Source organism: Aeromonas aquatica (genome assembly GCF_000764655.1).
GTDB lineage: Bacteria > Pseudomonadota > Gammaproteobacteria > Enterobacterales > Aeromonadaceae > Aeromonas > Aeromonas aquatica.
Genome location: NZ_JRGL01000009.1, coordinates 1 through 23,221 on the forward strand (window position 1 = coordinate 1; position 23,221 = coordinate 23,221).

22 protein-coding genes and 1 other RNA gene are annotated in these 23,221 nt (G+C 63.8%); 12 read left to right on the forward strand and 11 right to left on the reverse strand.

Going from position 1 to position 23,221, the window contains the following annotated elements:
* Positions 1-201 precede the first annotated feature (201 nt).
* Both LG30_RS0102040 and LG30_RS0102045 read left to right on the forward strand, forming a co-directional pair.
* Positions 202-1,116: a LysR family transcriptional regulator gene (locus tag LG30_RS0102040; protein ID WP_033129052.1), complete on the forward strand. Its 915-nt coding sequence runs from the start codon at positions 202-204 to the stop codon at positions 1,114-1,116.
* Positions 1,117-1,221: 105 nt separating this feature from the next.
* Positions 1,222-2,427 (forward strand): MFS transporter, encoded by a 1,206-nt coding sequence (locus LG30_RS0102045; RefSeq protein WP_033129053.1) that lies wholly within the window; start codon positions 1,222-1,224, stop codon positions 2,425-2,427.
* Positions 2,428-2,507: 80 nt separating this feature from the next.
* Here LG30_RS0102045 and LG30_RS0102050 read toward each other — a convergent pair whose 3' ends face one another.
* Both LG30_RS0102050 and rnt read right to left on the reverse strand, forming a co-directional pair.
* Positions 2,508-3,830 (reverse strand): Na+/H+ antiporter family protein, encoded by a 1,323-nt coding sequence (locus LG30_RS0102050; protein ID WP_033129054.1) that lies wholly within the window; start codon positions 3,828-3,830, stop codon positions 2,508-2,510.
* A 273-nt stretch (positions 3,831-4,103) separates the two neighbouring features.
* The gene (gene rnt, locus LG30_RS0102055; protein ID WP_033129055.1) at positions 4,104-4,766 is read right to left on the reverse strand and encodes a ribonuclease T; all 663 of its coding nucleotides are present in this window, start codon (positions 4,764-4,766) and stop codon (positions 4,104-4,106) included.
* Between the two features lie 230 nt (positions 4,767-4,996).
* Between rnt and LG30_RS0102060 the strand changes: the two genes are divergently transcribed.
* Entirely contained in the window at positions 4,997-5,872 is an 876-nt protein-coding gene (locus LG30_RS0102060; protein ID WP_033129056.1) for a flagellar protein MotY, read from the forward strand.
* Between the two features lie 213 nt (positions 5,873-6,085).
* On the opposite strand, the gene suhB is transcribed toward LG30_RS0102060, so the two are convergent.
* The gene (suhB, locus tag LG30_RS0102065) at positions 6,086-6,889 is read right to left on the reverse strand and encodes an inositol-1-monophosphatase (RefSeq protein ID WP_033129057.1); all 804 of its coding nucleotides are present in this window, start codon (positions 6,887-6,889) and stop codon (positions 6,086-6,088) included.
* Positions 6,890-7,088: 199 nt separating this feature from the next.
* Here suhB and LG30_RS0102070 point away from each other — a divergent pair, with 199 nt between their 5' ends.
* The 5 genes from LG30_RS0102070 to LG30_RS21250 all read left to right on the forward strand — a co-directional run bounded on the left by LG30_RS0102070 (position 7,089) and on the right by LG30_RS21250 (position 9,843).
* On the forward strand, positions 7,089-7,544 hold the full coding sequence (locus LG30_RS0102070; protein ID WP_033129058.1) for a hypothetical protein: 456 nt from the start codon (positions 7,089-7,091) through the stop codon (positions 7,542-7,544).
* A 158-nt stretch (positions 7,545-7,702) separates the two neighbouring features.
* Positions 7,703-8,311: a glutathione S-transferase family protein gene (locus tag LG30_RS0102075; RefSeq protein ID WP_033129059.1), complete on the forward strand. Its 609-nt coding sequence runs from the start codon at positions 7,703-7,705 to the stop codon at positions 8,309-8,311.
* Positions 8,312-8,328: 17 nt separating this feature from the next.
* Positions 8,329-8,994 carry a glutathione S-transferase family protein gene (locus LG30_RS0102080; RefSeq protein WP_033129060.1) on the forward strand — a complete coding sequence of 222 codons (666 nt, stop codon included), beginning with the start codon at positions 8,329-8,331 and terminating at the stop codon, positions 8,992-8,994.
* A gap of 388 nt (positions 8,995-9,382) precedes the next feature.
* A complete protein-coding gene (locus LG30_RS0102085; protein WP_033129061.1) occupies positions 9,383-9,673 on the forward strand; it encodes an ABC transporter substrate-binding protein in 291 nt (96 codons plus the stop codon).
* 2 nt (positions 9,674-9,675) lie between these two features.
* Positions 9,676-9,843 carry a hypothetical protein gene (locus LG30_RS21250; RefSeq protein ID WP_238566365.1) on the forward strand — a complete coding sequence of 56 codons (168 nt, stop codon included), beginning with the start codon at positions 9,676-9,678 and terminating at the stop codon, positions 9,841-9,843.
* 318 nt (positions 9,844-10,161) lie between these two features.
* Here LG30_RS21250 and LG30_RS0102090 read toward each other — a convergent pair whose 3' ends face one another.
* The 6 genes from LG30_RS0102090 to LG30_RS0102115 form a co-directional block, all read right to left on the reverse strand.
* Positions 10,162-11,310 (reverse strand): Gfo/Idh/MocA family protein, encoded by a 1,149-nt coding sequence (locus LG30_RS0102090; protein WP_033129062.1) that lies wholly within the window; start codon positions 11,308-11,310, stop codon positions 10,162-10,164.
* A complete protein-coding gene (locus tag LG30_RS0102095) occupies positions 11,307-12,404 on the reverse strand; it encodes a sugar phosphate isomerase/epimerase family protein (protein ID WP_052100809.1) in 1,098 nt (365 codons plus the stop codon). The genes LG30_RS0102090 and LG30_RS0102095 overlap by 4 nt, the downstream gene beginning before the upstream one ends.
* A 79-nt stretch (positions 12,405-12,483) precedes the next feature.
* Positions 12,484-13,452, reverse strand: a complete 969-nt coding sequence (locus LG30_RS0102100) for a substrate-binding domain-containing protein (protein ID WP_033129063.1) — start codon at positions 13,450-13,452, stop codon at positions 12,484-12,486.
* A gap of 92 nt (positions 13,453-13,544) precedes the next feature.
* Complete coding sequence (locus LG30_RS0102105) at positions 13,545-14,537, reverse strand: ABC transporter permease (protein WP_033129064.1); 993 nt, start codon at positions 14,535-14,537, stop codon at positions 13,545-13,547.
* Positions 14,518-16,005, reverse strand: a complete 1,488-nt coding sequence (locus LG30_RS0102110) for a sugar ABC transporter ATP-binding protein (RefSeq protein WP_033129065.1) — start codon at positions 16,003-16,005, stop codon at positions 14,518-14,520. The genes LG30_RS0102105 and LG30_RS0102110 overlap by 20 nt, the downstream gene beginning before the upstream one ends.
* A gap of 58 nt (positions 16,006-16,063) precedes the next feature.
* A complete protein-coding gene (locus LG30_RS0102115) occupies positions 16,064-17,080 on the reverse strand; it encodes a LacI family DNA-binding transcriptional regulator (RefSeq protein ID WP_052100810.1) in 1,017 nt (338 codons plus the stop codon).
* A gap of 720 nt (positions 17,081-17,800) precedes the next feature.
* On the opposite strand from LG30_RS0102115, the gene emrD reads away from it, so the two are divergent.
* Positions 17,801-19,000 carry a multidrug efflux MFS transporter EmrD gene (gene emrD / locus LG30_RS0102120; RefSeq protein WP_033129066.1) on the forward strand — a complete coding sequence of 400 codons (1,200 nt, stop codon included), beginning with the start codon at positions 17,801-17,803 and terminating at the stop codon, positions 18,998-19,000.
* Positions 19,001-19,217: 217 nt separating this feature from the next.
* Here emrD and ssrS read toward each other — a convergent pair.
* Both ssrS and zapA read right to left on the reverse strand, forming a co-directional pair.
* Positions 19,218-19,399: non-coding RNA, 6S RNA (gene ssrS / locus LG30_RS21255), on the reverse strand.
* A gap of 16 nt (positions 19,400-19,415) precedes the next feature.
* Complete coding sequence (gene zapA, locus LG30_RS0102125) at positions 19,416-19,748, reverse strand: cell division protein ZapA (RefSeq protein WP_033129067.1); 333 nt, start codon at positions 19,746-19,748, stop codon at positions 19,416-19,418.
* 173 nt (positions 19,749-19,921) lie between these two features.
* Here zapA and LG30_RS0102130 point away from each other — a divergent pair, with 173 nt between their 5' ends.
* From LG30_RS0102130 to LG30_RS0102140, 3 genes are all read left to right on the forward strand, one after another.
* Entirely contained in the window at positions 19,922-20,491 is a 570-nt protein-coding gene (locus LG30_RS0102130; RefSeq protein WP_033129068.1) for a UPF0149 family protein, read from the forward strand.
* A 200-nt stretch (positions 20,492-20,691) separates the two neighbouring features.
* Positions 20,692-21,912 carry a 2-octaprenyl-6-methoxyphenyl hydroxylase gene (gene ubiH / locus LG30_RS0102135; RefSeq protein WP_033129069.1) on the forward strand — a complete coding sequence of 407 codons (1,221 nt, stop codon included), beginning with the start codon at positions 20,692-20,694 and terminating at the stop codon, positions 21,910-21,912.
* 87 nt (positions 21,913-21,999) lie between these two features.
* On the forward strand, positions 22,000-23,220 hold the full coding sequence (locus tag LG30_RS0102140; protein ID WP_033129070.1) for an FAD-dependent 2-octaprenylphenol hydroxylase: 1,221 nt from the start codon (positions 22,000-22,002) through the stop codon (positions 23,218-23,220).
* Position 23,221 lies beyond the last annotated feature (1 nt).

The following is a 23,221-nucleotide window of genomic DNA, read 5'->3' on the forward strand; positions in this document are numbered from 1 at the left end:
TCAGGACTAGACACGCATTAAAGTGAAAAGATGATTTTGACCGGTTCGGCCCGATGTTTCCTCGCGGCTTCCCCCTTCTGGCCACTGCCTTGATGGTATAGGAGTGGAGCCGATGGGGGGCAGGGTGCTACCTTGTGCCACTGGAGCGTCGGCGGTGGGCTGCAAGCCGTCATGTGAGCGGCATTGACGGAGGATGGACGGATGGATCGATTAGGGGCGATGGAGGTCTTCGTGCTGGCGGTGGAGACGGGATCCTTCTCGGCGGTGGCCCGCCGGCTGAGCCTGGGTCAGCCTGCGGTGTCCAAGCAGATAGCCCAGCTGGAGGCGCAGCTTGGCAGCCGGCTCTTGCTGCGCTCGACCCGTGGCCTGACCCCGACCGAGGCAGGAGAAGCCTACTATCAGCGCGCCAGGCAGATCCTCGATGACATCAGGGAGGCGGATGCCATGGTGGCGCAGTGCCGCGGTGAGCTGAGCGGTCGCCTGCGGGTGAGTGCCCCTGTCACCTTCGCCCGTTTGCACATCATCCCCCATCTGACCGCATTTATGGGCGCTCATCCCGGGCTCGAGATCGAGATCCTGCTGGACGATGGCAACGTCGATCTCATCTCGGCCGGGATCGACGTCGCCCTGCGGCTCGGGGAGCAGGCGGACTCGGCGCTGGTTGCCCGCCGCTTGTCCCACTGCGCGCGGCGGGTTCTGGGCACGCCGGCCTATCTGGCGGCCAGGGGTATGCCGACGTCACCCCAGGATCTGCAGGAGCATGACTTGGTGATCTACAGCCCCAAACCCGGTCTGGGCCAGCAGTGGTTGTTCTGTCGGGGGGAGGAGCAGATCGCATTTGCCGGGCGCGGACGACTGACGGTCTCCGCCGCCGAGGGCATGCGCGCCGCCGTGCTGGCGGGCATGGGGCTGGCCGTCAGCTCCGAGTGGATGTTTGCTCCAGAGCTGGCCAGGGGGGAGGTCGTGCCCATCCTTGCCGACTGGCAGTTGCCCCGGCTCGAGCTGTGGGCCCTGTTTCCCGCCGGTCGCCAGCTCAGTGCCAAGTCCCGCGCCTTCGTGGCGTTCGTGGCCAGCCTGCCCGATCTACAGCTGGCAGCCCATTCCCCTCTGGAATAGCTGTTATCGCGCCGGGCCTGCTACCGCCGTGCCCCGCTCATGTTTAGGCTGTGCTCATCCAGACCGTGCCTGGCACGGCGTTCAATCAGCCATGAGGATAACCACATGAGTGCATCTGTATCCACCCAGCCAACCAGGGCGTCAGCAACCTTGCTCAGCCCCGGGCTTGTCTTCGCCATGGCGCTGTCGTGTGGCGTGGCGGTGGCCAACATCTACTACAACCAGCCCATGCTGGCGGTGATGGCGCAGGATTTTCCCGGCCAGTCCGCCATTCCCATGATCGCCATGCTGACCCAGCTCGGCTATGCCGCCGGCCTGTTGTTGCTGGTGCCGCTCGGGGATGTGCTGGTGCGTCGCTGGCTCATCGTGGGGCAGTTTGTGCTGATCGCGCTGGCCTCCCTGCTGGCGGCCATGGCCACCGGCCCCGGCATGCTGATGTTGGCCTCTGTGCTGCTTGGCATAGGCGCCACGGCGGCCCAGCAGATAGTGCCGGTGGCGGCGACCCTGGCAACACCCGCCAGACGGGGTGCTGTGGTCGGCAGCGTGATGAGTGGGTTGCTCGGCGGGATCCTGCTCAGTCGTACCCTGGCGGGCGTCATCACGGCCTATGGCAGCTGGCGCGCCATGTTCTGGCTCGGGGTGCCATTGGCCCTGTTGGGGGCGCTGTTGATGGCCAGAACGATCCCCCTTGGCTTGCCGCGCGCCAACCTGAGTTATGCCAGGCTGCTGCGCTCGCTCGTCGGCTTGTGGCGTGAGGAGCCCAGCCTGCGCCGGGCGACCCTGACCCAGGCCCTGCTGTTTGCCTCCTTCAGCGCCTTCTGGACTGTGCTGGCTTTCTACCTCGCGGCTCCCGAATACCGGCTCGGGGCCGAGGTCGCAGGCCTGTTCGGGGTGATCGGGGTCGCAGGGGTCGTGGCCGCGCCGCTGGCCGGGCGGATGGCCGACCGGCGGGGGGCGAGATCAGTGGTGCTGGTCGGAGCCTTGCTGGTGGTGCTGGCCTGGATCTGCTTCGAGGCATGGCACTCCCTGCTCGGGTTGGCTCTGGGGGTCATATTGCTGGATCTGGGGGTACAGAGTGCCCTCATCGCCCATCAACAACTGATCTACGGCCTGCGGGAGGAGGCGAGGGGGCGGGTGAACACCCTATTCATGACGGGCATGTTCCTCGGGGGCACGCTCGGCTCGAGCCTCGCCATGCTGGCCTGGCAACAGGGGAGCTGGGTCGGAGTGGGGGGCGTCGGGTTGGTGCTGGCCTTGCTCGCGCTGCTCCTTGGGGTGGTCAGCAAGGGGGCAGGCCCGATTGCCTCATGAGGTGGCACGATACTTCAGAGACACAGAGACGAGAAAGGCGACCCTGAGGTCGCCTTTTGCATGCAGTGACTGTCGCCGACTCAGAGCACCATGGCGGCAATCCAGCCGAAGATGATGAGCGGGATGTTGTAGTGGATGAAGGTGGGCACCACGCTGTCCCAGATATGATCGTGCTGACCGTCGGCATTGAGGCCCGAGGTGGGGCCCAGGGTCGAGTCGGAGGCGGGGGAGCCCGCATCCCCCAGTGCGCCGGCGGTTCCCACCAGGGCGATGGTCGCCAGGGGGGAGAAACCGAGGTGGATGCACAGCGGCACATAGATGGTGGCGATGATGGGCACGGTGGAGAAGGAGGAGCCTATCCCCATGGTGATGAGCAGGCCCACCAGCAGCATCAGGAAGGCGGCCAGGCCCTTCTGATCGCCGATCACCCCGGAGACGGCCTGTACCAGGCTCTCCACCCCGTGGGTCTCTTTCATCACGGCGGCGAAGCCGGCGGCGGAGATCATGATGAAGCCGATGAGGGACATCATACGCACGCCCTGGGTGAAGGCATCCTGGCTCTCGCGAAACTTGATGACGCCGCCACAGGTGAAGATGACGAAGCCCGCCAGCGCACCCAGTACGATGCTGTTGGTCATCAACTGCAGCCCCAGTGCCACGGCGATGGCCAGCAGGGCCACCCAGATGTGGTTGAGGTTGAGCTCCACCGTCTCCGGCTCGGCGGCCAGGATCTTATCCAGATCATATTGGCGCGGCTTGCGATAGCTGAAGAAGACCGCGATCAGCAGGCCGATGAACATGCCGAGCACCGGAATGGCCATGGCCAGCGGCAGCTGGCTGTGCTCCACCGGCACGCCGTTGTCGATCAGGTTCTTGGCCAGGATGTTGTTGAGGAAGATGCCACCAAAGCCGACCGGCAACAGCATGTAGGTCGCGGTCAGGCCGAAGGTGATGACGCAGGCCACCTGACGGCGATCGATCTGCATCTGGGCCATGACGTGCAACAGCGGCGGGATCAGGATGGGGATGAAGGCGATGTGCACCGGGATCAGGTTCTGGGAGGAGATTGATACCCCCAGTACCGAGGTGAGCAGCAGGCTCTTGACCCAGAGGATGCGCGAGCTGCTGGCATCTTTCCCCAGCTGGCTTATCACCTTGCGGGCCAGCAGATCGGTGATCCCGGAGCGGGAGATGGCGACCGCGAAGGCCCCCAGCATGGCGTAGGAGAGGGCGATCTCGGCACCACCACCCAGGCCACCGGTGAAGGTGCTGAGGGTATGCTCCAGTGAGAGCCCGCCGATCAGGCCGCCGACGATGGCGCCGATGGCGAGGGAGACCACCACATTGATCCGCAGCAGGCTGAGCACCAGCATCAGCGCCACCGCGATAACAACAGGATTCATTTGTTTTCCTTATAGTTTCTATTGCTGTCTGTCTTCTGAAAGGCAGCTAGTTTGCGAAAAACGTGACAAATGTCTAGTAAAAAATCAGGCAAAAAGGCTATCGGGCAGCATCTTGTGGCACAAAGTTGATCGGCGCCGGGATTTGGTCTGCCAGCCGCGCCAATACTGGCTTCTGGTCAAACCAGCCTGGTCGCCACAGCCTCTCTTTTTTGCCCCGATAGACAGCAAACAGGCTGCCATGGGGCAGCCTGTTTGGGCGGGGTCTGGATGCCCTCAGGCATCCGCCTCCTCTGCGGGCATCTCATCCGGGTTGGCCGGCGGCCAGCCACCCAGGCTTTTCCAGCGATTGACGATGTGACAGAACAGCTCGGTGGTGCGTTCGGTGTCATAGAGGGCGGAGTGCGCCTCTTTATTGTCAAACGGAATGCGGGCGCTCTGGCACGCCTTGGCCAGCACCGTCTGCCCCAACGCCAGGCCCGAGAGGGCGGCGGTATCGAAGGTGGCGAAGGGGTGGAACGGATTGCGCTTGAGGCCGGCACGCTCGGCGGCGGCGGTCACGAAACCGTGATCGAAGGTGGCGTTGTGGGCGACGATGATGGCCCGGCCGCAATCCTGCTCCTTCATGCCCTTGCGCACCCCCTTGAAGATCTCGGTCAGCGCCTCTTTCTCGCTGACGGCGCCGCGCAGCGGGTTGAAGGGGTCGATGCCGGTGAATTCCAGCGCGGCCTTCTCCAGGTTGGCACCTTCGAATGGCTCCACATGAAAGTGGAAGATCTGATCGGGCATGAGCCAGCCCTGCTCATCCATCTTGAGGGTATAGGCGGCGATCTCCAGCAAGGCGTCGGTGCTGGCATTGAACCCGGCGGTTTCAACATCGATGACGACGGGGTAAAAGCCACGAAAGCGGCCCTTGAGGGTGTGAACGGCGTCGGTCATGGTATCTCGGTCGGCATAAAGTAAGGCGCGCATTATGGCAAAAAAGCACGGCCTTGTCCCACCCGCGCGATGAGGCGGTTCATTCCAGCGTCATGCCGCCGGCCCGCACCATGGGTCTTGGGACCCCGCGATGGGCCCGATGCGGCCATGCCCGACTTTCCCCGCTTTGTTGCTAAAGCTTGCCATCCCCCTGCCGATAGTTAATCCGAGATCGTATGGAGGGCAAGCCGTTGAATGCTTGGGTGTTAGGGTTGGTCAGCATATCCGTGAGTATGCAATTGCAGGCGGGGGTCACCGAATTTGGTGCCGGCCTGGATCAATCCGTCTGGCGGTTGACCTCGGACAGCCAGATCGAATGTCGCCTCGAGCACCCCATTCCCCGCTGGGGAACCGGGGCCTTCGTCAGCCGCGCCGGTCGCAAGATCAACCTGGACTTCGAATTGAAGGGGCAGCGCCCCCAGGCACGCACCCAGCGGGTGAGCCTCGGCATCATGCCGCCCATCTGGCGACCGGGCGTGGCGGGCCGGGAGATCAGCCAGCTGCAGCTATACCAGCAGTTTGATGGTCTGGTGGCCGGACAGACCGCCTGGACCATGCTGGACGAGCTGGAGGGGGGGCGCATGCCGACCTTCCAGTACCGCGACTGGTATCGCCAGGACAGGCCGGTGCGGGTGTCCCTCTCCTCGGTTAATTTCAGGGTCAAATACCAGGCCTTCATGGATTGCCTGAGCGGTCTGCTGCCCTACAGCTTCAACGACATCGCCTTCAGCGTGCTCTCCTACGACAAGAACAGCGATGCCCTGTCACCGGCCTCCAAGCGGCGGCTGGCGATGATCGGTGACTACGTGAAGGCGGACAAGAGTATCGACGTGGTGGTGATCGACGCCTACAGCGACAGCTACGGCGGGCGCTGGCCCAACCAGAAACTGTCCGAGAAGCGCGCCGATGCCATCAAGCAGGTGTTCGTGGACCTAGGGATAGAGGAGGGCAAGATCTCGGTGGAGGGGCACGGCGAGAAGCAGCACGTGGCCTCCAACGAGACGGAAGGCGGCCGTGCCAAGAACCGGCGAGTGGTGATCAACATGGGCCGCAACGGCACCATCTAATAGGCAGCGAACCCTGCTGCCTTGTCACGTTTTAGTATCGTCTTATGTTGTAAAACATTTCGGTGGTGACATATTGCACTGCATTCCAGGGGCCATCTCCCGCATCTCCTGCCATAGTGGTCGTCCCTCCTCCCTGATTTACGGGTATAAAAAATGCCAGTCGGCTGGGCCGACTGGCATTTTTTTCACGATAACGCGGGCTTATCTGGTCAGTTATTTAGCCAACGATTCCGGCAGGTTCTCGCGGATCTTGCCGAGCATCTCTTTGAGGACGCGCGGGTTGGCGACCACGATGTTGCCGGAGTTCTCGTAGTTGTGACCACCCACGAAGTCGGTGACGATGGCGCCGGCTTCCTTGGCCAGCAGCTCACCGGCTGCGCTTTCCCAGGGCTTCAGGCCGATTTCCCAGTAGCCGTCGATGCGACCGGCGGCCACATAGGCCAGATCCAGCGCAGGGGCACCGGCACGGCGGATGTCGGCACACTCGATGAACATGCTCTGGAACATCTTCAGGTAAGGTTCGATGTGGTGCTTCTGCTTGAACGGGAAACCGGTCGCCAGCACGGTGCCGGCCATCTCTTTGGCCTTGCCCACACGGATGCGGTAGCCGTTCAGCTGGGCGCCATTACCACGGGTAGAGGTAAACAGCTCATCGCGGATCGGGTCGTAGACGACGGCTTGTTCGGTCTTGCCCTTGACGCGCAGGGCGATGGAGACGGCAAAGTGCGGAATGCCTTTGACCAGGTTGGTCGTGCCATCCAGTGGGTCGATGATCCATTGGTAATCCGGATTGGTACCGGCGATCTCACCAGACTCTTCAGCCACGATGCTGTGTTCCGGGTAAGATTTTTTGATGGTATGAATGATGGCCGCTTCGGCTTCACGGTCAACGTTGGTCACGAAGTCATGGCTGCCTTTCTGGATAGCCTCGATGTTCTCAGGCTGGGAGAAGGCTTTTACTACAACTTGACCGGCGTTGCGCGCAGCGCGCACGGCGATATTCAGCATCGGATGCATAGGTTCACCACTGGATGTTAAAGAACGGGGGATAAAAGGACGCGGTATCTTACCAAGATATTCCGGAATGGCAACCGTTATCCGCATGGCAGCACCGGGGGCGACTGCCAGATCTGACGGCTCCAATAAAGACTCTTTTTGGTCTAGTCTTACTGCGGCAGTCGAATAACAGGCTGCGGTGAGCATAGGGATATGAACCATGAATCTGTCATTAGTCAGTCAAAAACCGTCAGCCGCGACGACCCTGGGTGTGCTGGCTGCGCTGCGAGCCTCCAGCGGATATGGGGACTATTTCAGCGAGGTGCGGGTCGCGCAGCCAGGCCAATGGCAACCGTCGAAGGAAGAGGCGGCCATCTTGTTGCTGGAAGGGGATGATGACACTTGGCCCGAGTTGGCCTGGTCAGCCAGCGGCGATCCCCTGGGATTACCCGTATTGCCGCTGCTGGTGCACCGCCTGGATGACAGTCTTCCTCAGGGGCCGGACGTCAGGGATCCGCGTTTCTACTTTGTTTCCAATGGTATAGTACTGGATGAGGCGGCGCTGGCGGATCCCGCCTGCAGCCACATCCTGCAGAGCAAGCTTGAGTCCTATTTTCCGCTCCTCTCCCGTCTCACCCTGCTGCGACAGCGCCAACCTCTGGGTCTGCGCAACTAACCTCTGGGTCTGCGCAACTAACCTCTGTTCCTGATGCTGGACTATTCAAACGGCGCAATATTTGTCATAACAGACCGATATTGCGCCGTCCTGATCGCGTCCATGCCCGAGATTTTGCACGATGATGACAAACGAACGCCCTGTCCACGGAGAATGAGATGAAGGTGTATGAGTTGAGACGTGCCCCCAACGCCCGCCGGGTCAGGATGTTTCTGGCGGAGAAGGGGGTCGAGATGGCCTACCAGCAAGTGGATCTGGGAGCCGGCGAGAATCTGAGTCCAGCGTTTCTGGCCAAGAATCCGGCGGGACGCATCCCGGTGCTTGAGCTCGATGACGGCACCCATATCAGCGAGACTCTGGCCATCTGTCGTTATTTTGAAGAGCTTCATCCCACACCGAATCTGTTTGGCAGCACACCGCTGGAGCGGGCAACCATAGAGATGTGGAGCCGCTTCATCGAGTTCAATCTCTGGCTGCCCACCGGCATGGCGTTTCGCCACATCACGGGGTTTTACAAGGACAGGGAGACCACCTTCCCCGAGTGGGGCGAGGAGTGCAAAAGGAACGCCCAGACGTGGTTTGACAAGCTGGACGCCCGCCTCGCAAAGGTCCCCTATATCGCTGGTGAGCGCTTCACCATCGCCGACATTCTGGCCCTGTGCACCATCGACTTTGGCAAGGTCGTAGACTTGCGCATAGCCCCGACCCAGTTTCATTTGCAGGCCTGGCACGAGCGGGTCAGTGCCCGTCCCAGCGCCAAGGCCTGAATCACAAGGAGTCCATCATGATCGATCTCTACACCGCCGCCACCCCTAATGGCTTCAAGGTCACCATTGCCCTCGAAGAGCTGGGACTGCCCTACCGGGTGATCCCCCTCGATCTGTCGGCGCTGGATCAGAAGAAACCCGATTTCCTGGCGATCAACCCGAACGGCCGCATTCCGGCCATCGTCGATCGGGATAACGGTAACTTCGCCGTGTTCGAGTCCGGTGCCATCCTGCTCTATCTGGCAGAGAAGGCGGGCAAATTGCTGCCGCAAGATCCCAAGCGCCGCTCCCAGGCGATCCAGTGGCTGATGTTCCAGATGGGGGGGGTGGGTCCCATGATGGGGCAGGCCAACGTCTTCTATCGCTACTTCCCCGAGAAGATCCCGGCGGCCATCGAGCGCTACCAGAAGGAGGGGCGTCGCCTGTTCGAGGTGCTCGACAGTCACCTGGCTCATCACGAGTATCTGGCGGACGAGTACAGCATCGCCGACATCGCCACCTGGCCCTGGGTGCGGATCTATGACTGGAGCGGCATCTCCATCGAGGGGCTGACTCATCTGCAGGCCTGGATGGCCAGACTGGATGCGCGCCCTGCTTGCCAGAAGGGCATCACCATCCCGCCGCGCAAGGAAGAGACGCCGGAAGAGGCGGCCAAACGGGTGCAGCAGATGATGACCCGCTGAGTGAAAGAAGGCCCCGAGAAGGGGCCTTTTTATTGCTTTTTGTTCTGATTGTCACAGCAAAAAATCTACTTTCCCACACGGCGAATGCCCCTTGTGATTGGTCATGCTGGCCTCTGTGATCGCCTTTTGCTCCCCACATCCATATCAATCGAAGACAAGAAAATAGTTCCATCGGATTTATTTGTTATGTTATAACAAATGATGTTCGTTGTTGGTAATGATTTTCGTTTGGATGGACGGGATGACAAAGAAATACAGCTATGCAGGATGGATATCGCTGGCTCTGGTGGTCGGGATGAATGCGGCCCATGGCAAGCCGCTCACCATGGTGGGGCCCTGAGAGGACCACAGCCTGGATCCGGCCAGCAACGGGGTCTTCTTTACCCGCTTGCAGGTCGCCGAGACCCTGGTGGAGGCCGATGACAAGGGCCAGCTTCAACCCGGGCTGGCCACTGTCTGGTCCCACTCCGACGATGGCGTGATCTGGCAATTCAGGCTGCGCCTCCAGGCCCATTTTCACGATGGCAGCGAGGTGAGTGCCGGGCAGGTCGCGTTTGCCTTGCAGCAGGCCTGGCGCAAGCCGGGTGTGCTGCAAAGCGCGCCTATCAGAGCGATTGAGGCAAAAGAGGGGGCATTGCTCGTCACCCTGACCCGGCCATTCCCCTCAGCCAGCAGCTGACCATGGCCTGCCTGCTGGAAGAGCTCGGCGAGATCGGCTGCGCCCTGCTGCTGGTGACCCACGACGAGGCCCTGGCCGACAAGGTCGGCGATCGCTGCCTGCGGCTGGGGAGGACGTTGGCGAGCCAGGATGAGGGGCAGGGGATGGCCAGAGTGCGGCGGGCGGGATGATGAGGTGGCCGGACGGGTGGGTGAGGATGCCCCTTGCGCCGGCCCCTTGGCGGGGCAGGCGACCCCGCCATTTCCAATGAACCAGAGCCGCATATGGCAGAGCAATATTCTTAAAGATCAACATCAATCACTGATATTTAATTGATAAATAGCGTGATGCCCTGCCACTGGCAGGGGTGTCCCGCGATGAAAAGGGGATGAGGATGTATAAGCGCAAGCGGGTGCAACAGCGGGAACAACAGATAACGGCAAGCCGGACGGCGCCGGCTGAATGGCGCCGTCCGGCTTGTCTGTCGAGGCGCTTCCCTCATGGCGGTGTCAGGGGGAGAGCGGCTGCCAACGTCCGTCAGCGGCGTGACTGGCCAGGCTGGCTTCGATGAAGCGCATCCCCGCCACCCCGTCCTCGACCGTGGTGAGGGTCAGGCTCTCGGGGGGCGGCGCCTCCCCGGCCGCCAGAGCGTGGATCTGCAGGGCCGCGTCCGTGTAGAGCTGGGCGAAGGCCTCCAGATAGCCCTCGGGGTGGCCGGCGGGCACCCGGCTGGCGTGGCGCGCCGCAAGGCTATCCACCCGGCCCCGGGTCAGCCGCTGGCTGGCGCCGCCAAAGGGGGTCAGCCAGAGCTGATTCGGCTCCTCCTGGCGAAAGACCAGACTGGCCTTGCTGCCATAGAGGCGGATCTGCAGCCGGTTCTCCTCGCCGCTGGCGACCTGGCTGGCGTTGAGCGATCCGCGCATCCCGTTGGGGTAGCGCAACCAGATCTGCAGATGGTCGTCCACCAGCCGCCCCGGCACGAAGCTGTGCAGCAGGGCGGCGAGCTCGCTCGGCAACTGCCCTGTGATGAAGGCCGCCAGCTGGTAGGCGTGGGTGCCGATGTCGCCGAGGCAACCCGCCCGCCCGGCGCGGGCCGGATCGGCCCGCCAGTCCGCCTGCTTGTTCTGACCGGGGGGGATGGGGTTGGCGAGCCAGTCCTGCAGGTACTCCACCTGCACGTAGCGCAGCTCGCCGAGCTCACCGGCGGCGACCAGCTCGCGGGCGTGGCGCACCATGGGGTAGCCCGAATAGGTGTGGGTGAGGGCAAACAGCCGCCGCTGCTGGCGGGCGAGCCGGGCGAGCTCCTCCCCCTCGGCCAGGGTCAGCGCCAGCGGCTTGTCGCAGATCACGTGGATGCCGGCTTCGAGAAAGGCACGCGCCACCGGGGCGTGCAGGTGGTTGGGGGTGGTGATGGCCACCACCTCTATGCCGTCGGGCCGGGCCGCCTCCGCCTGGGCCATCTTGGCGTAATCCTCGTAGGCGCGGGCCGGGTCCAGCCCGAGGGCGAGGGCGCTTGAGCGGGCGTTGGCGGGATCGGCGGAGAGGGCCGCGGCGAGCAGCTCATAGTGATCGTCCATGCGGGCGGCCAGCCGGTGTACGGCGCCGATGAAGGCCCCCTGGCCGCCGCCGACCATGCCCAGACGCAGTCGTCTCTTCATTTATTCTCTCCCATCTGGCCGCCCGAACTGCCGCTCAAGCTATCGCCGAGGCCGAGCAGGCTTCTGACCGCCTCCCGCGCCAGGCCGCTGCCGGCGAAGTCATCGAAGGGGCGCTCGGCGACCCGGATAATATGATTGCGAATGAAGTCGGCCCCCTCGGCGGCACCGTCCTGCGGGTGCTTGAGGGCGCACTCCCACTCCAGCACGGCCCAACCGGGGTAGTCGTACTGGGCGAGCTTGCTGAAGATGGCGCCAAAGTCGATCTGGCCATCCCCCAGGGAGCGAAAGCGCCCCGCCCGCCCGAGCCAGGGGGCATAGCCCCCATAGACCCCCTGGCGCCCCGAGGGCCTGAACTCGGCATCCTTCACGTGAAAGGCGCGCACCCGTTCGTGATAGTGGTCGAGGAAGGCGAGGTAATCGAGCTGCTGCAACAGCATGTGGCTGGGGTCGTAGAGCACGTTGACCCTGGGGTGTTCGCCGGTCGCCTCGAGGAAGCGCTCCAGCGTGGCGCCATCGAACAGGTCCTCCCCCGGGTGCAGCTCGTAGCAGACATCCACCCCGGCCTCGTCAAAGGCCTGCAGCAGGGGGAGCCAGCGCCGGGCCAGCTCGGCGAAGGCCTCCTCAATGAGTCCGGCGGGCCGCTGGGGCCAGGGATAGAGATAGGGCCAGGCGAGGGCGCCGGAGAAGGTGACGTGGGCGCTGAGCCCGAGCCGGCGGGAGGCGAGGGCGGCCGCCTTGAGCTGGTCGGCGGCCCATTGGGTGCGGGCGGCAGGCTTGCCGCGCAGCGCCGCCGGGGCGAAGCCATCGAACAGGCTGTCATAGGCGGGGTGGACGGCCAGCAGCTGGCCCTGCAGATGGGTGGAGAGCTCGGTGATGACCAAGCCCCGCTCGGCCAGCAGGCCGCTTATCTCGTCGCAATAATCCTGGCTGTTGGCCGCCAGGGTTAGATCGAACAGGCGCGGGTCCGTCGGCAGTTGCAGGCCGCGAAAGCCGAGGCCGGCGGCCCAGTCCGCCAGGCCGGTGAGCGTATCGAATGGCGGCTGATCCCCCATGAACTGGGCGAGGAAGATGGCCGGTCCCTTGATGGTCTTCATGGGCACTCCTGAATAAGAAGAGGGATGAGTCTCAGGACGACAGGCTGGCGACCGGAGCCTCCGGTCGCCAGCCTCCCCCTTAGAACGGGGAGTCGGGGAAGTAGAACTCCTTGGCCGTCTGCGGGGTGATCAGCACCGAGGGGATGATGGTGTTGGCCGGCAGGCGCTCGCCCTTGAGGCGGGCCTCTGCGGTCAGCATGATGGCGTCATACATGAACTTGGGGGAGTAGGAGACGTTGGCCTGGATGCGAGGATCGCTGCCGTCCATCAGGGTCTTGATCGCCCCCTTGGCCCCGGCACCGCCAAACACCAGCTTGATGTCGGTGCGCTTGGCCTGATCGATGGCCTTGAGCACCCCCACCGCCATGTCGTCATCGGCGGCCCAGACCGCATCGATGTGCTTGAAGCGAGTCAGGAAGTCCTGCATCACCTTGAAGGCATCATCGCGATTCCAGTTGCCGTATTTGGCATCGAGGATCTTGATGTCCCCATGCTGCTTCATCACGCCGGTGAAGGCATCGAAGCGCTCGTTGTCCAGGGTGGTGGGAATGCCGCGCAGGGCGACTATGTCTCCCTTGCCGTTGAGGGTCTTGGCGATGAACTCGGCGGGCAGCTTGCCGAAGGCGGTGTTATCCCCGGCCACGTAGGCATCCTGGGCGCTGGTGTCGGTCAGCCCCCGATCGACCACGGTGACATAGACCCCCTTCTGCTTGACCTGGGCCACCGGCTTGGTCAGGGAGGCTGACTCGAACGGGAAGATGACCAGCGTATCCATCTTGTTGACCGTCAGCAGATCCTGCAGCTGGTTGGCCTGTTCAGGGGCATTGGCGGCGGTCTTGACGATCACCTTGAGATCGGGGTGGGCCTTCTCCAGATCCTCCTTGGCCTTGTTGGCCCACCAGACGATGCCGGCGGTGAAGCTGTGGGTCGCGGTCGGGATGGAGACCCCCAGGGTCATCTTCTCGGCTGCCGAGGCGCTGCCGGCAGCGATCATCAGGGCGCAGGCGCCCAAGGTGTGTAGCGTTAAGTTGTGTAGCATCTTGTTCATCTTGATAGCCTCTGACTGTTGGGCTTGCGCCCGTTCCTTGTCCGGCGAGGGGAGCCCTCGCCACTCGTCTTACTGCTGCTTCCACCACAAGCTCAACGTCGGCGCTGCATGAAGGCGACCATGATGATCACGACGCCCTGCACGGCCGCATTGAGGTAAACACTGATGATGCTGGTCAGATTGAGGATGTTGCTGATGACCGACAGCAGTATGGCGCCCACCAGGGTGCCGAAGATGCGCCCCTCGCCCCCCTTGAGGGAGGTGCCGCCCACCACCACGGCGGCGATGGCCTCCAGCTCCCACAAGAGCCCGGTGGTGGGGGTGGCTGAGCCCAGACGCGGCACATAGAGCAGGGTGGCGATGCCGACGCAGAGCCCGAGCAGCGCATAGCTGAGCAGCTTGACCAGATCGACCCGTATGGTGGCGTAGCGCGCCACCTGCTCGTTGGAGCCGATGGCCTGCACATGGCGACCGAAGGCGGTGCGGTTGAGCAGCAAGCCCCCGGCCAGCGCCACCAGCAGGAAGACCCAGACCGGAATGGGGATCCCCAGCAGGCTGCCGTAATAGACGGGGCTGTAGATGTCGCCGAGGGCATCGTCCAGGGTCAGGGCGCCGCCGTCGGCCAGATAGGTCAGCACGGCCCGGAAGATGCCGAGGGTGCCGAGGGTAACGATGAAGGGCTCAATCTTGCCGCTGGTGATGAGCAGGCCGTGACCGGCCCCGAACAGCAGGCCGAGCAGCAGGGCCAGCACGATGCCGATGATCACCACCAGCAGGGGAGACTCCGCCAGTGGCCCCGCGCCGAGTCGGTTCATGATGAGGATCATGGCCCCGGCGATCAGGGCCGCCATGGCGCCGACCGAGAGATCGATGCCGCCGGACATGATAACGAAGGTCATGCCCACCGCTATGATGCCGATGAAGGCGGTGCGGGTCAGCACGTTGAGCAGGTTGTCCAGGGTGGCGAAGTCGGGGTTGAGCAGGGCGCCGAGCAGGCACAGCAGGATCAGCCCCAGCAGCGGGCCCGTCTCCGCTAGCAGGGAGAGCAACCGCTCTTTGCGGGTATCAGTGGGTACCGGTTGCATAGGCGATCAACTCCTCTTCGGTCAGATGATGGGCGGGCAGCACCGCCTGGAGGCGGCCGGCTCGCAGCACGGCGACTCTGTGGCACAGGCCGATCAGTTCAATAAGCTCGCTCGAGATGACGATGACGGCGCGCCCCTCGGCGGCCAGTCGCTGGATCAGGAAATAGATGTCACGCTTGGCACCGACATCCACCCCCCGGGTGGGCTCGTCGAGTACGATGACCCTGGGGTCCGGGTGCAGGAACTTGGCGAGGGCCAATTTTTGCTGATTGCCCCCCGACATCATGCGGGCGCGGATAGTGTGGGAGCTGGCCTTGATGCCGAAATCGGTGATGGCGCGGTCGAGGGCCGCCCGCTCGGCCCCCTTGTCCAGCCAGGGGTGGGCATAGCGCGCCAGCGTCATCAGGGTGAGGTTCTCGGTCAGCCCGAGCTGGGTATGCAGCCCCTTGCCCTTGCGATCCTCCGGCAGATAGGTGAGCCCCTGGCGCATGGCGGCGAGCGGGCTGTCGATGCGCACGGCCTTGCCGGCCAGCTCTATGCTGCCAGCCTGGCGCTCACGCAGACCCAGGATGGCCTCGAACGCCTCGGTGCGACCAGCCCCCACCAGCCCGGCGAAGCCGTAGATCTCGCCGCTGCGCACCTCGAAATCGAGGCTCTCCACCCAGCCAGTGACGTGCAGCCCCCTCACCGCGAGGGCGATCTCCGTGCCTTCCGGGGGCGGGAGCCTGGGGGGGAACATGTCCGACATCTCGCGCCCCACCATGAGGTTGGCCATCTGCTGGCGGCTGAAGGCCGCCGTCTCCCCCCGGCTGACGAAGCGACCATCGCGCATGACCACCACCTCGTCGGTGATCTGCTTGACCTCGTCCAGCTTGTGGGAGATGTAGATGATGGTGGTGCCCTGGGCCTTGAGCCTGGCGATGAGGGCGAACAGCCGCGCCGTCTCCCCCGGGGTCAGGGTGGCGGTCGGCTCATCCATGATCAGCAGGCGGGCCTGGCGTGACAGCGCCTTGGCGATCTCCACCAGCTGCTTCTCCGCGACGATAAGCTGCCGCACCCGGGTGGCAGGGGCCCGTTGCAGCCCGACCAGCTCCAGATAGTGCTGGGCCCGGGTCGCCATGGTGCGCTCGTCCAGCAGGCCGCCCCTGGTCAGCTCATGGCCGAGGAAGAGGTTCTGGGTCAGGGTCAGGTGCTCGGCCAGGTTGAGCTCTTGATGGATCAGCACTATGCCTGCCTGCTCCGCCTCGCGGGAGGAGGTCCAGCGGCGCTCCTCGCCATCGATGCGGATCTCCCCGGCGCTGATCGACTCGTAACCGGCGAGGATCTTCATCAGGGTGGATTTGCCCGCGCCATTCTCCCCCAGCAGGCCGTAGACGCGCCCCGCGGCCAGATCAAAATCGACCCCGTGCAGCACCCGGATGGGGCCGAAGTCCTTGCAGACGCCGCTAAATTCGACACTGAGACTCATGAGGTTCTCCGGTTGTGCCCGGCACTGTCGGGCGGCTGGCAAAGGGGGGTGAGCGGCATCAGGCGCTCCCTCTGCTGACGAGCCGATGGGGGAGCAGGCGGCCGATCAGCGGGGTGTCGGGGGCGTTCAAGCGCTGCAGCAGCAGACGGGTCGCCTCGGCACCGAGCTCGTCCATGGGTTGCGCCATGGTGGTGAGGGGCGGGTTGAGCTGGGCGCTCATGGCGATGTCATCAAAGCCCATGATGGCGATGTCGTCCGGGATGCGCAGGCCCGCCTCTTGCAAGCTGTGCATCAGGCCGATGGCCAGGGCATCGGCGACGGCGAAGATGGCGGTCGGGCGGTGCGGGCAACGGAGCAGTTGCTTTGCCGCCTCGGCCCCGGCCAGGAAGCTGAAGCTGGTGACCCGGATGTTCCACTCCTCCGCCAGGAGCAGTCCGGCCTCTGCCAGGGCCTGGCGCACCCCGGCCTCACGCTGGCGGGCGTAGAGGTAGGCGGGATCTGCGCCTATCAGCGCGATGCGGCGATGGCCCCGGCTCAGCAGATAGCGGATCGCTTCCGCCGCCGCCGCCTGGTTATCTATGCCCACGTAGGGAACCGGCATAGCGGGGTCAAACTCACAGCAGGCGACCCAGGGCAGCGCGTTGATCTCCTGGCTCAGCCCCTGCTGGATGGAGTCGGGATCCAGACAGATGGCACCGTCGGCTCTGTGGGTACGCAACAGCTCGAAGGCCGAGCGCTCCCGCCCCGGATCGGCGCCGGTGTCGCACAGCAGCACGAAGTAGCCGTGCTGGCGGGCCACCCGGTCTATGCCGCGCACGACCTCGATATAGAAGGGATTGGTGAGGTCGGGCACCATGATGAGCAGCAGCCAGCTCTTGGCGGTGCGCAGGCTGGTGGCCAGATGATTGACTCTGTAGCCGAGCGCGTGGACGGCCTGGTCGACCTTGGCCCTGGTCTTGGCGGTGACGCCCTCCTGCTGATTGAGCACCCGGGAGACGGTGGCGACCGACACCCCGGCCTGCTCCGCCACGGCGGCCATGGAGACGGGATTGATGGGGGAGGGGGCTCGGCTCATTCAGCGACCTGTGGGTGAAATGTAATCGATTACATTTTTAGGTTAGGCCAGCCGAGTTCGCAAGGCGACAGCAACAAAAAAATAACAATATGTTATCTCGTTGATTCTATTGGCCTGTTGAAGGCCGCATGGTAGTGAGAGGTGGCGTTATTTGCCGACGACACTGTCTTCAGGCTGACTCCTTGCTTGCACAGATGATGGACAGATTGCCCTTGAACGGGTGCAAGAGGCGGTGCCCTTGCCGGTGAGCCTGTTGAGGCGCTGGCCGACCAGATGGTGACGTGTTGCCCTGAACCTGGGAGAGCAGGGCCGGATCTCTACGGTGCACAAGCGGAGGCGTTGGCCGATAAAAAAAGGGGGTCTTGCCTGGATCTGGTCGAGAAATGGCGGGCCTTGGGCGATGGAAGAGGGATAGCCTTTGCTCTACCGGTCCCATCAGCGGGATCAGGCAGGGGAGTGACTGGCAATAACCGCCTGATTCTCATCCGAAACGAGGCAGTTTTTTCGTCACATTAGAAAAACTTGGGAAAGCAGATTATAAAGATTCGTTCGTTTTTTGTGACATGAATCACTAATATTACCGCAGCCAAGAGAGCGTCCTGCTTTCGGCTGGTGCGGGTCCTCCGCCTTGTTTTTACCCTTCAGTGACCCTTGTTTGGATCCCCTGCAGATGCCTGTCAGGGGCGTGGCAGCTTTTTGATGATTTGCGGGACAACAGCTATGACTCGGCACAGTTTCTATCCTCTGTTTTTTCTGACCATCCTGATGGTCGCCGTGGGCCAGATGACCCAGACCCTGTATGTGCCCTCCATTCCCATGATGGCGGGGGACTTCAACGTGGCCTCCGGCCAGTTGCAGGCGGTGATGGCCTGTTACCTCATTCCCTACGGGCTCTCCCAGTTCGTCTATGGCCCGCTGTCGGACAGGGTTGGTCGTCGTCCGGTGCTGCTCATCGGCATGATGGTGTTCCTGGTCGGGACCCTGACCATCCAGCTGATCCCGCACTTCAGCGCCCTGCTGGCCGGCAGCTTCATCCAGGGGCTGGGCACCGGGGCCGGTGGCGCCATGAGCCGGACCGTGATGCGGGATCGCTACAACGGCGCCGAGCTGAACCGGGCCAACAGCCTGGTGAGCATGGGGGTGATCTTCTCCCCGCTGCTGGCCCCGGTGCTGGGTGGTTGGCTGACCGAGCTGTTTAACTGGCGCGCCGGTTACTGGTTCCTGTTCGGCTTCGGCGCCCTGACCACCCTGGCGCTGCTGGCCTGGTTTGGCGAGACCCTGCCCGAGGCCGCGCGTCAGCAGCCGCTGCGGGTCGGTGCCGCCTATCGCCACGTGCTCGGCAACCCGCGTTTTCAGGGCAACCTGCTCTGCCTGATGGCGACCTTCGCGGGCCTGGCGGTGTTCGAGGCGGCGGCCGGGGTGCTGCTCGGCGATGTGCTCAAACTCAGCGCCCGTACCGTCAGCGTCCTGTTCGTGCTGCCGCTGCCCGGCTACCTGTTCGGTGCCTGGCTCTCGGCCCGCCTGAGTTTTCGCCTGAGTCAGGGCAAGCTGATGCGCCTTGGCATCGCCTTCCTGGCGCTGGGCTCCCTCATCATACTGGTGCCCGGGCTGTTCGGGCTGGTGAGTGCGGCGTCCCTGGTGGGCGGCGCGGCTGTCTACTTCATCGGTAGCGGCATCCTCTACCCGACCGCCACCTCCTGCGCCATCGAGCCCTTCCCGGGTCAGGCGGGCACCGCCGGTGCCATCCTGGGTGGCATGCAGAACCTGGGGGCCGGCGTGGTCACCCTGCTGGCGGCCAGCTTCCCGATGCAGGGTCAGCTGACCCTGGGCGCCATCATGACGGTGATGGTGGTGCTGGTGGCCATGAGCTTCGCCGGGCTGCGCCACCACGGCTCGCCCCACGAGCAGATGGCCGTCTGACGCGCACAACAAGAGAAAAGCCCGCCACCCTGGCGGGCTTTTTGTTTTCTGGGGGCGACCTGTGCCGAAAGAGAAGGATAGGGGATGTGTGTCAGAGGAAACCACTGCATGTAATCAAGATAAAAGTGGTAGTCGACTGGTAGAGTGAGAATAAGCGGTGTTATCTACCACCCAGATAAAGAAAAAGCCCGTCAGATGCTGACGGGCTTTTTGCTGTTGGTACCCCGGAATGCCGTTGCCGGTTTGGGCCCTTGAACCGTGAGTTCAAGGCGGAAATCTAAACTGGCCGCAGGCTTCTCGGTCGGGCCGAGCATGCGCAATAGTCAGAAGATAGATCTCCTGTTGGGTATGATTATCGGCTCGGGGACTTGAACCGGCTGACAAACATCCCAGGGAATTTTAAAACTCGGTGCGCTTAGGGCTTGGGGCCCTCTTCGCCGGAATCGCCATATTGTCCGTGCTCGATCAGTGCCGCTTCTATGGTGCGCTGCAGCATCTTGATCCGCTTGTCCATGGTCTCAGAGTATTGATGGTTTTTCTCTTTTTCAAGGCAGAGCTCATGACAGAAATTGAGCGCCGCCATGACGGCAAGCTGTTCGTTGCTGGAGACCTTGGAGCGTTGACGCAACTCGATGAGCTTGTCGGTCAGCTGGTCGGCGGCCTGGCGCAGGGCGTCCTGTTGTCCCAGGGGACAGGATACCTTGTAGGGACGTCCCAGAATGACGATTTCTACGGCCTCTATGCTCATGCCTTCCTCAATACGGCGGGGCTGATTTCCGCCTTTATCCACGTGGACAACTGGGCGGGACTATATAGCGCAGATGCAGAAGTTTCAAGGCCTTGCTGGCTCTGGAAGGGGGAGAATGCTAGGATCCTGACCATAAATTTTGCATATTTGCCTGAACTTTGAGCGGATCTTAGATGAGCAAAACAAACCCCCTGAAATACGCGGCCGTGGCCGACCTGATGGAGCGACATGAGCTGATGGCAACGGCTGTCGAGGCCCATGGCGTGATCTGCGGCCTGGTCTGCGGTGGTGTGGTACTGGACGACAAGAGCTGGCTGCCTCCCTTCAACGATCTGGTCAACGACGGTTTCGGCCTGCCGGCACCGGTGCGCCAGGTGATGACCGATCTCTATCAGGGCGTCATCGAGGGTCTGATGGCGCAAAAAGGCGTCGAACTGATGCTGCCCAGCGATGAGGCGCCGCTCGATGAGCGTATCGACGCCCTTGTTGACTGGTCCCAGGCCTTCCTCGCCGGCTTTGGCGTGGTGCAGCAGGAGCTGTCCAGGGCCTCGGAAGAGCTGCAGGAGATGATCCAGGACATCGCCAGCATCACCCAGGTCTCCGCCGAGTTCGATCAGGAAGATGACGAGAACGAGGCCTCCTTCCTGGTGCTCTACGAACACGTGCGGCTCGGGGTCATGATGGCCTTCGAGGAGTTTGGCAAGCGTCCCGATGCCCCGATCGCGCCGCCGACCCTGCACTGATCCCCGCAAGCGGGAGACTGTCAGTTCCTATTAAAGAGAGCGCCCCGGTGGCGCTCTCTTGCATCGAGGGCAATGAGCGCCGGCGGATGATGGGCCGGCTGGCGGAGGGCTCCAATCGGTTTTTGCCCGTGGGGTCGCATCCCGGTGAGCGGCTTTGTGGTAGCATCTCTCCCATGTTTTCAGCTTCTTCCCCTCATCTCATGTCTCAATCCTCTCTGGTTCACGTCGATGTGGCTATCGTCGGCGGTGGTATGAGTGGCGCCGTGCTGGCGCTCTCCCTCGCGGCCCTGCGCGGGCCGAGCGGTGCGCCCCTGCAGATCCTGCTGCTGGAGGCGAGCGCCCCGGAACTCAATGCTCATCCCGGCTTCGATGCCCGTGCCATCGCCCTCTCGGCGGGCACCTGCGAGGCCCTGGCCCGCCACGGCCTCTGGTCCCGTCTCGCCCCGCACTGTGCCCCCATCACCGACATCCACGTCTCGGATCGGGGCCATCCCGGTCAGGCTCGCCTGTCGGCGGTGGAATACGGCCTGCCTGCGCTCGGTCAGGTGATCGAGCTGTCGGCGGCGGGCATCGAGTTGCAGCAGGGGATCGCCGCCTGCCCGCAGATCCAGCTGCGCTGCCCTGCCCAGCTGTCGACGATCGCACCGCTGGAGGAGGGGGTGCAGCTGACCCTGGCCAGCGGTGAGCGCTACCAGACCCGGTTGCTGGTGGCGGCCGATGGGGGCAACTCCTTCGTGCGTCAGCACTTCAAGATGTCGGTCAGCCGCCACGACTACGAGCAGAGCGCCATCATCGCCACCGTCAAGACGGCCAAGGCGCCGGATGGCCGGGCCTTCGAGCGCTTCACCGAGGGCGGCCCCCTGGCACTCTTGCCGATGCAGGACGAGCTCTCCTCCCTGGTGTGGAGTGTCAGACGGGATCAGGCAGACGAGCTGATGGCACTGGATGACGTCGCCTTCCTCGCCCGCCTGCAACAGGCCTTCGGCTGGCGACTCGGGCGCTTTGAGCGTACCGGTGCGCGCCATCGCTATCCGCTGGTGCTGACCGCCGCCGACTACCCCCTGGCCCAGCGCACCGTGCTGGTGGGTAACGCCGCCCACCTGCTGCACCCCATCGCCGGGCAGGGCTTCAACCTCGGCATGCGCGATCTCGACCTGCTCACTCAGGCGGTCTCTCGGGCACTCACGGCGGGGGAGGATATCGGCAGCTTCGAGGTGCTCAGCAGTTACTGGCGCCAGCGCCGGGACGATCAGGACCACACCATCTGGCTGACCTCTTCTCTTGCCCAGCTCTTCTCCAACGGCCACGGCCCCCTGGTGGCGGGTCGCAACCTGGCACTCTCCCTGATGGGGCGATTTGCCTGCCTCAAGGGGCCGCTGGCGGCCCAGACCCTGGGCTTCGTCAGCCAGACGACGAGATGAGTGTGGCGCGGCCAACGGGCAGGCTCCCCTGCTAACCGATTGATGATGCCGGTGGCCAAGGCGGCCGGCCAGCGAAGGAACTAAAGAATGCAAATGCAGACGGTGGATCTGGTGATAGTAGGGGGCGGCATGGTGGGTCTCGGGCTCGCCGCCGCCCTTAAAAACAGTGCGCTGAGCGTGGCCGTGGTGGAGGGACAGTTGCCCGAGCCCGTGCTCGGGGAGGCGCCGGACAACCGAGTCAGTGCCCTGAGCCTCGCCAGCCAGCATATATTGCAGGGGGTCGGTGCCTGGGCCGGGGTCGAAGGGCGACGCCTGCAGCCCTACGACAAGATGGCGGTGTGGGAGCAAGACAGCTTCGGCCACATCGATTTCGACGCCGCCAGCCTGCGCCAGAGCGCCCTTGGTCATATCGTCGAGAATCGGGTCATCCAGCTGGCGCTGCTCGATGCTCTGAAAGGAGCAAACAATATCCAGCTGCTCACCCCGGCGCGGGCCCGGAGCCTGCAATGCGGCGAGGCGGGAGCCGTCTTGCTGCTGGAGGATGGTCGCGCCCTCTCGGCCAAACTGGTGGTGGCCGCCGACGGTGCCCACTCCTGGGTGCGCCGTCAGGCGGACATCCCGCTCACCAGCTGGGACTACGGCCATCACGCCCTGGTGGCGACGGTGCGCACCGGCGAGCCCCACGAAGGAGTGGCGCGCCAGATCTTCACCCCCGAGGGTCCGCTCGCCTTCCTGCCCCTGTGGGATCCCAACCTCTGCTCCATCGTCTGGTCGGTGCCCGCGGCGCGGGCCGAGGCGCTGTGCGCCTGCGATGACGAAGGCTTCAACCGTCGGCTCACCGCGGCGTTCGACGCCCGGCTCGGGCTGTGCAAGGTGGAAGGGGCGCGCAGCGCCATCCCGCTCACCGCCCGCTATGCCCGCGACTTTGCCCGCGAGCGGCTGGTGCTGGTGGGAGATGCGGCTCACACCATACACCCGCTGGCGGGGCAGGGGGTGAACCTCGGTCTGCTGGATGCGGCGGCCTTGGCCGAGCAACTGCTCAAGAGCCAGCGCACCGGCGCCGACATCGGTCTGCTCGCGAACCTGCGCGGTTACGAGCGCTGGCGCAAGAGCGAGGCGGCCCGCATGCTGGCGGCGATGGAGGGGCTCAAGCGGCTGTTCGGTGGCAGCAACCCGCTCAAGAAGCTGGTGCGCGGGGTGGGGCTGCGGGCTTTCGATGCCCTGACGCCGCTCAAAACCCAGGTGATCCGGGCCGCCATGGGGCTGGATGGCGAGCTGCCGGCCCTAGCCAAGGGTGAGAAAATCTAAT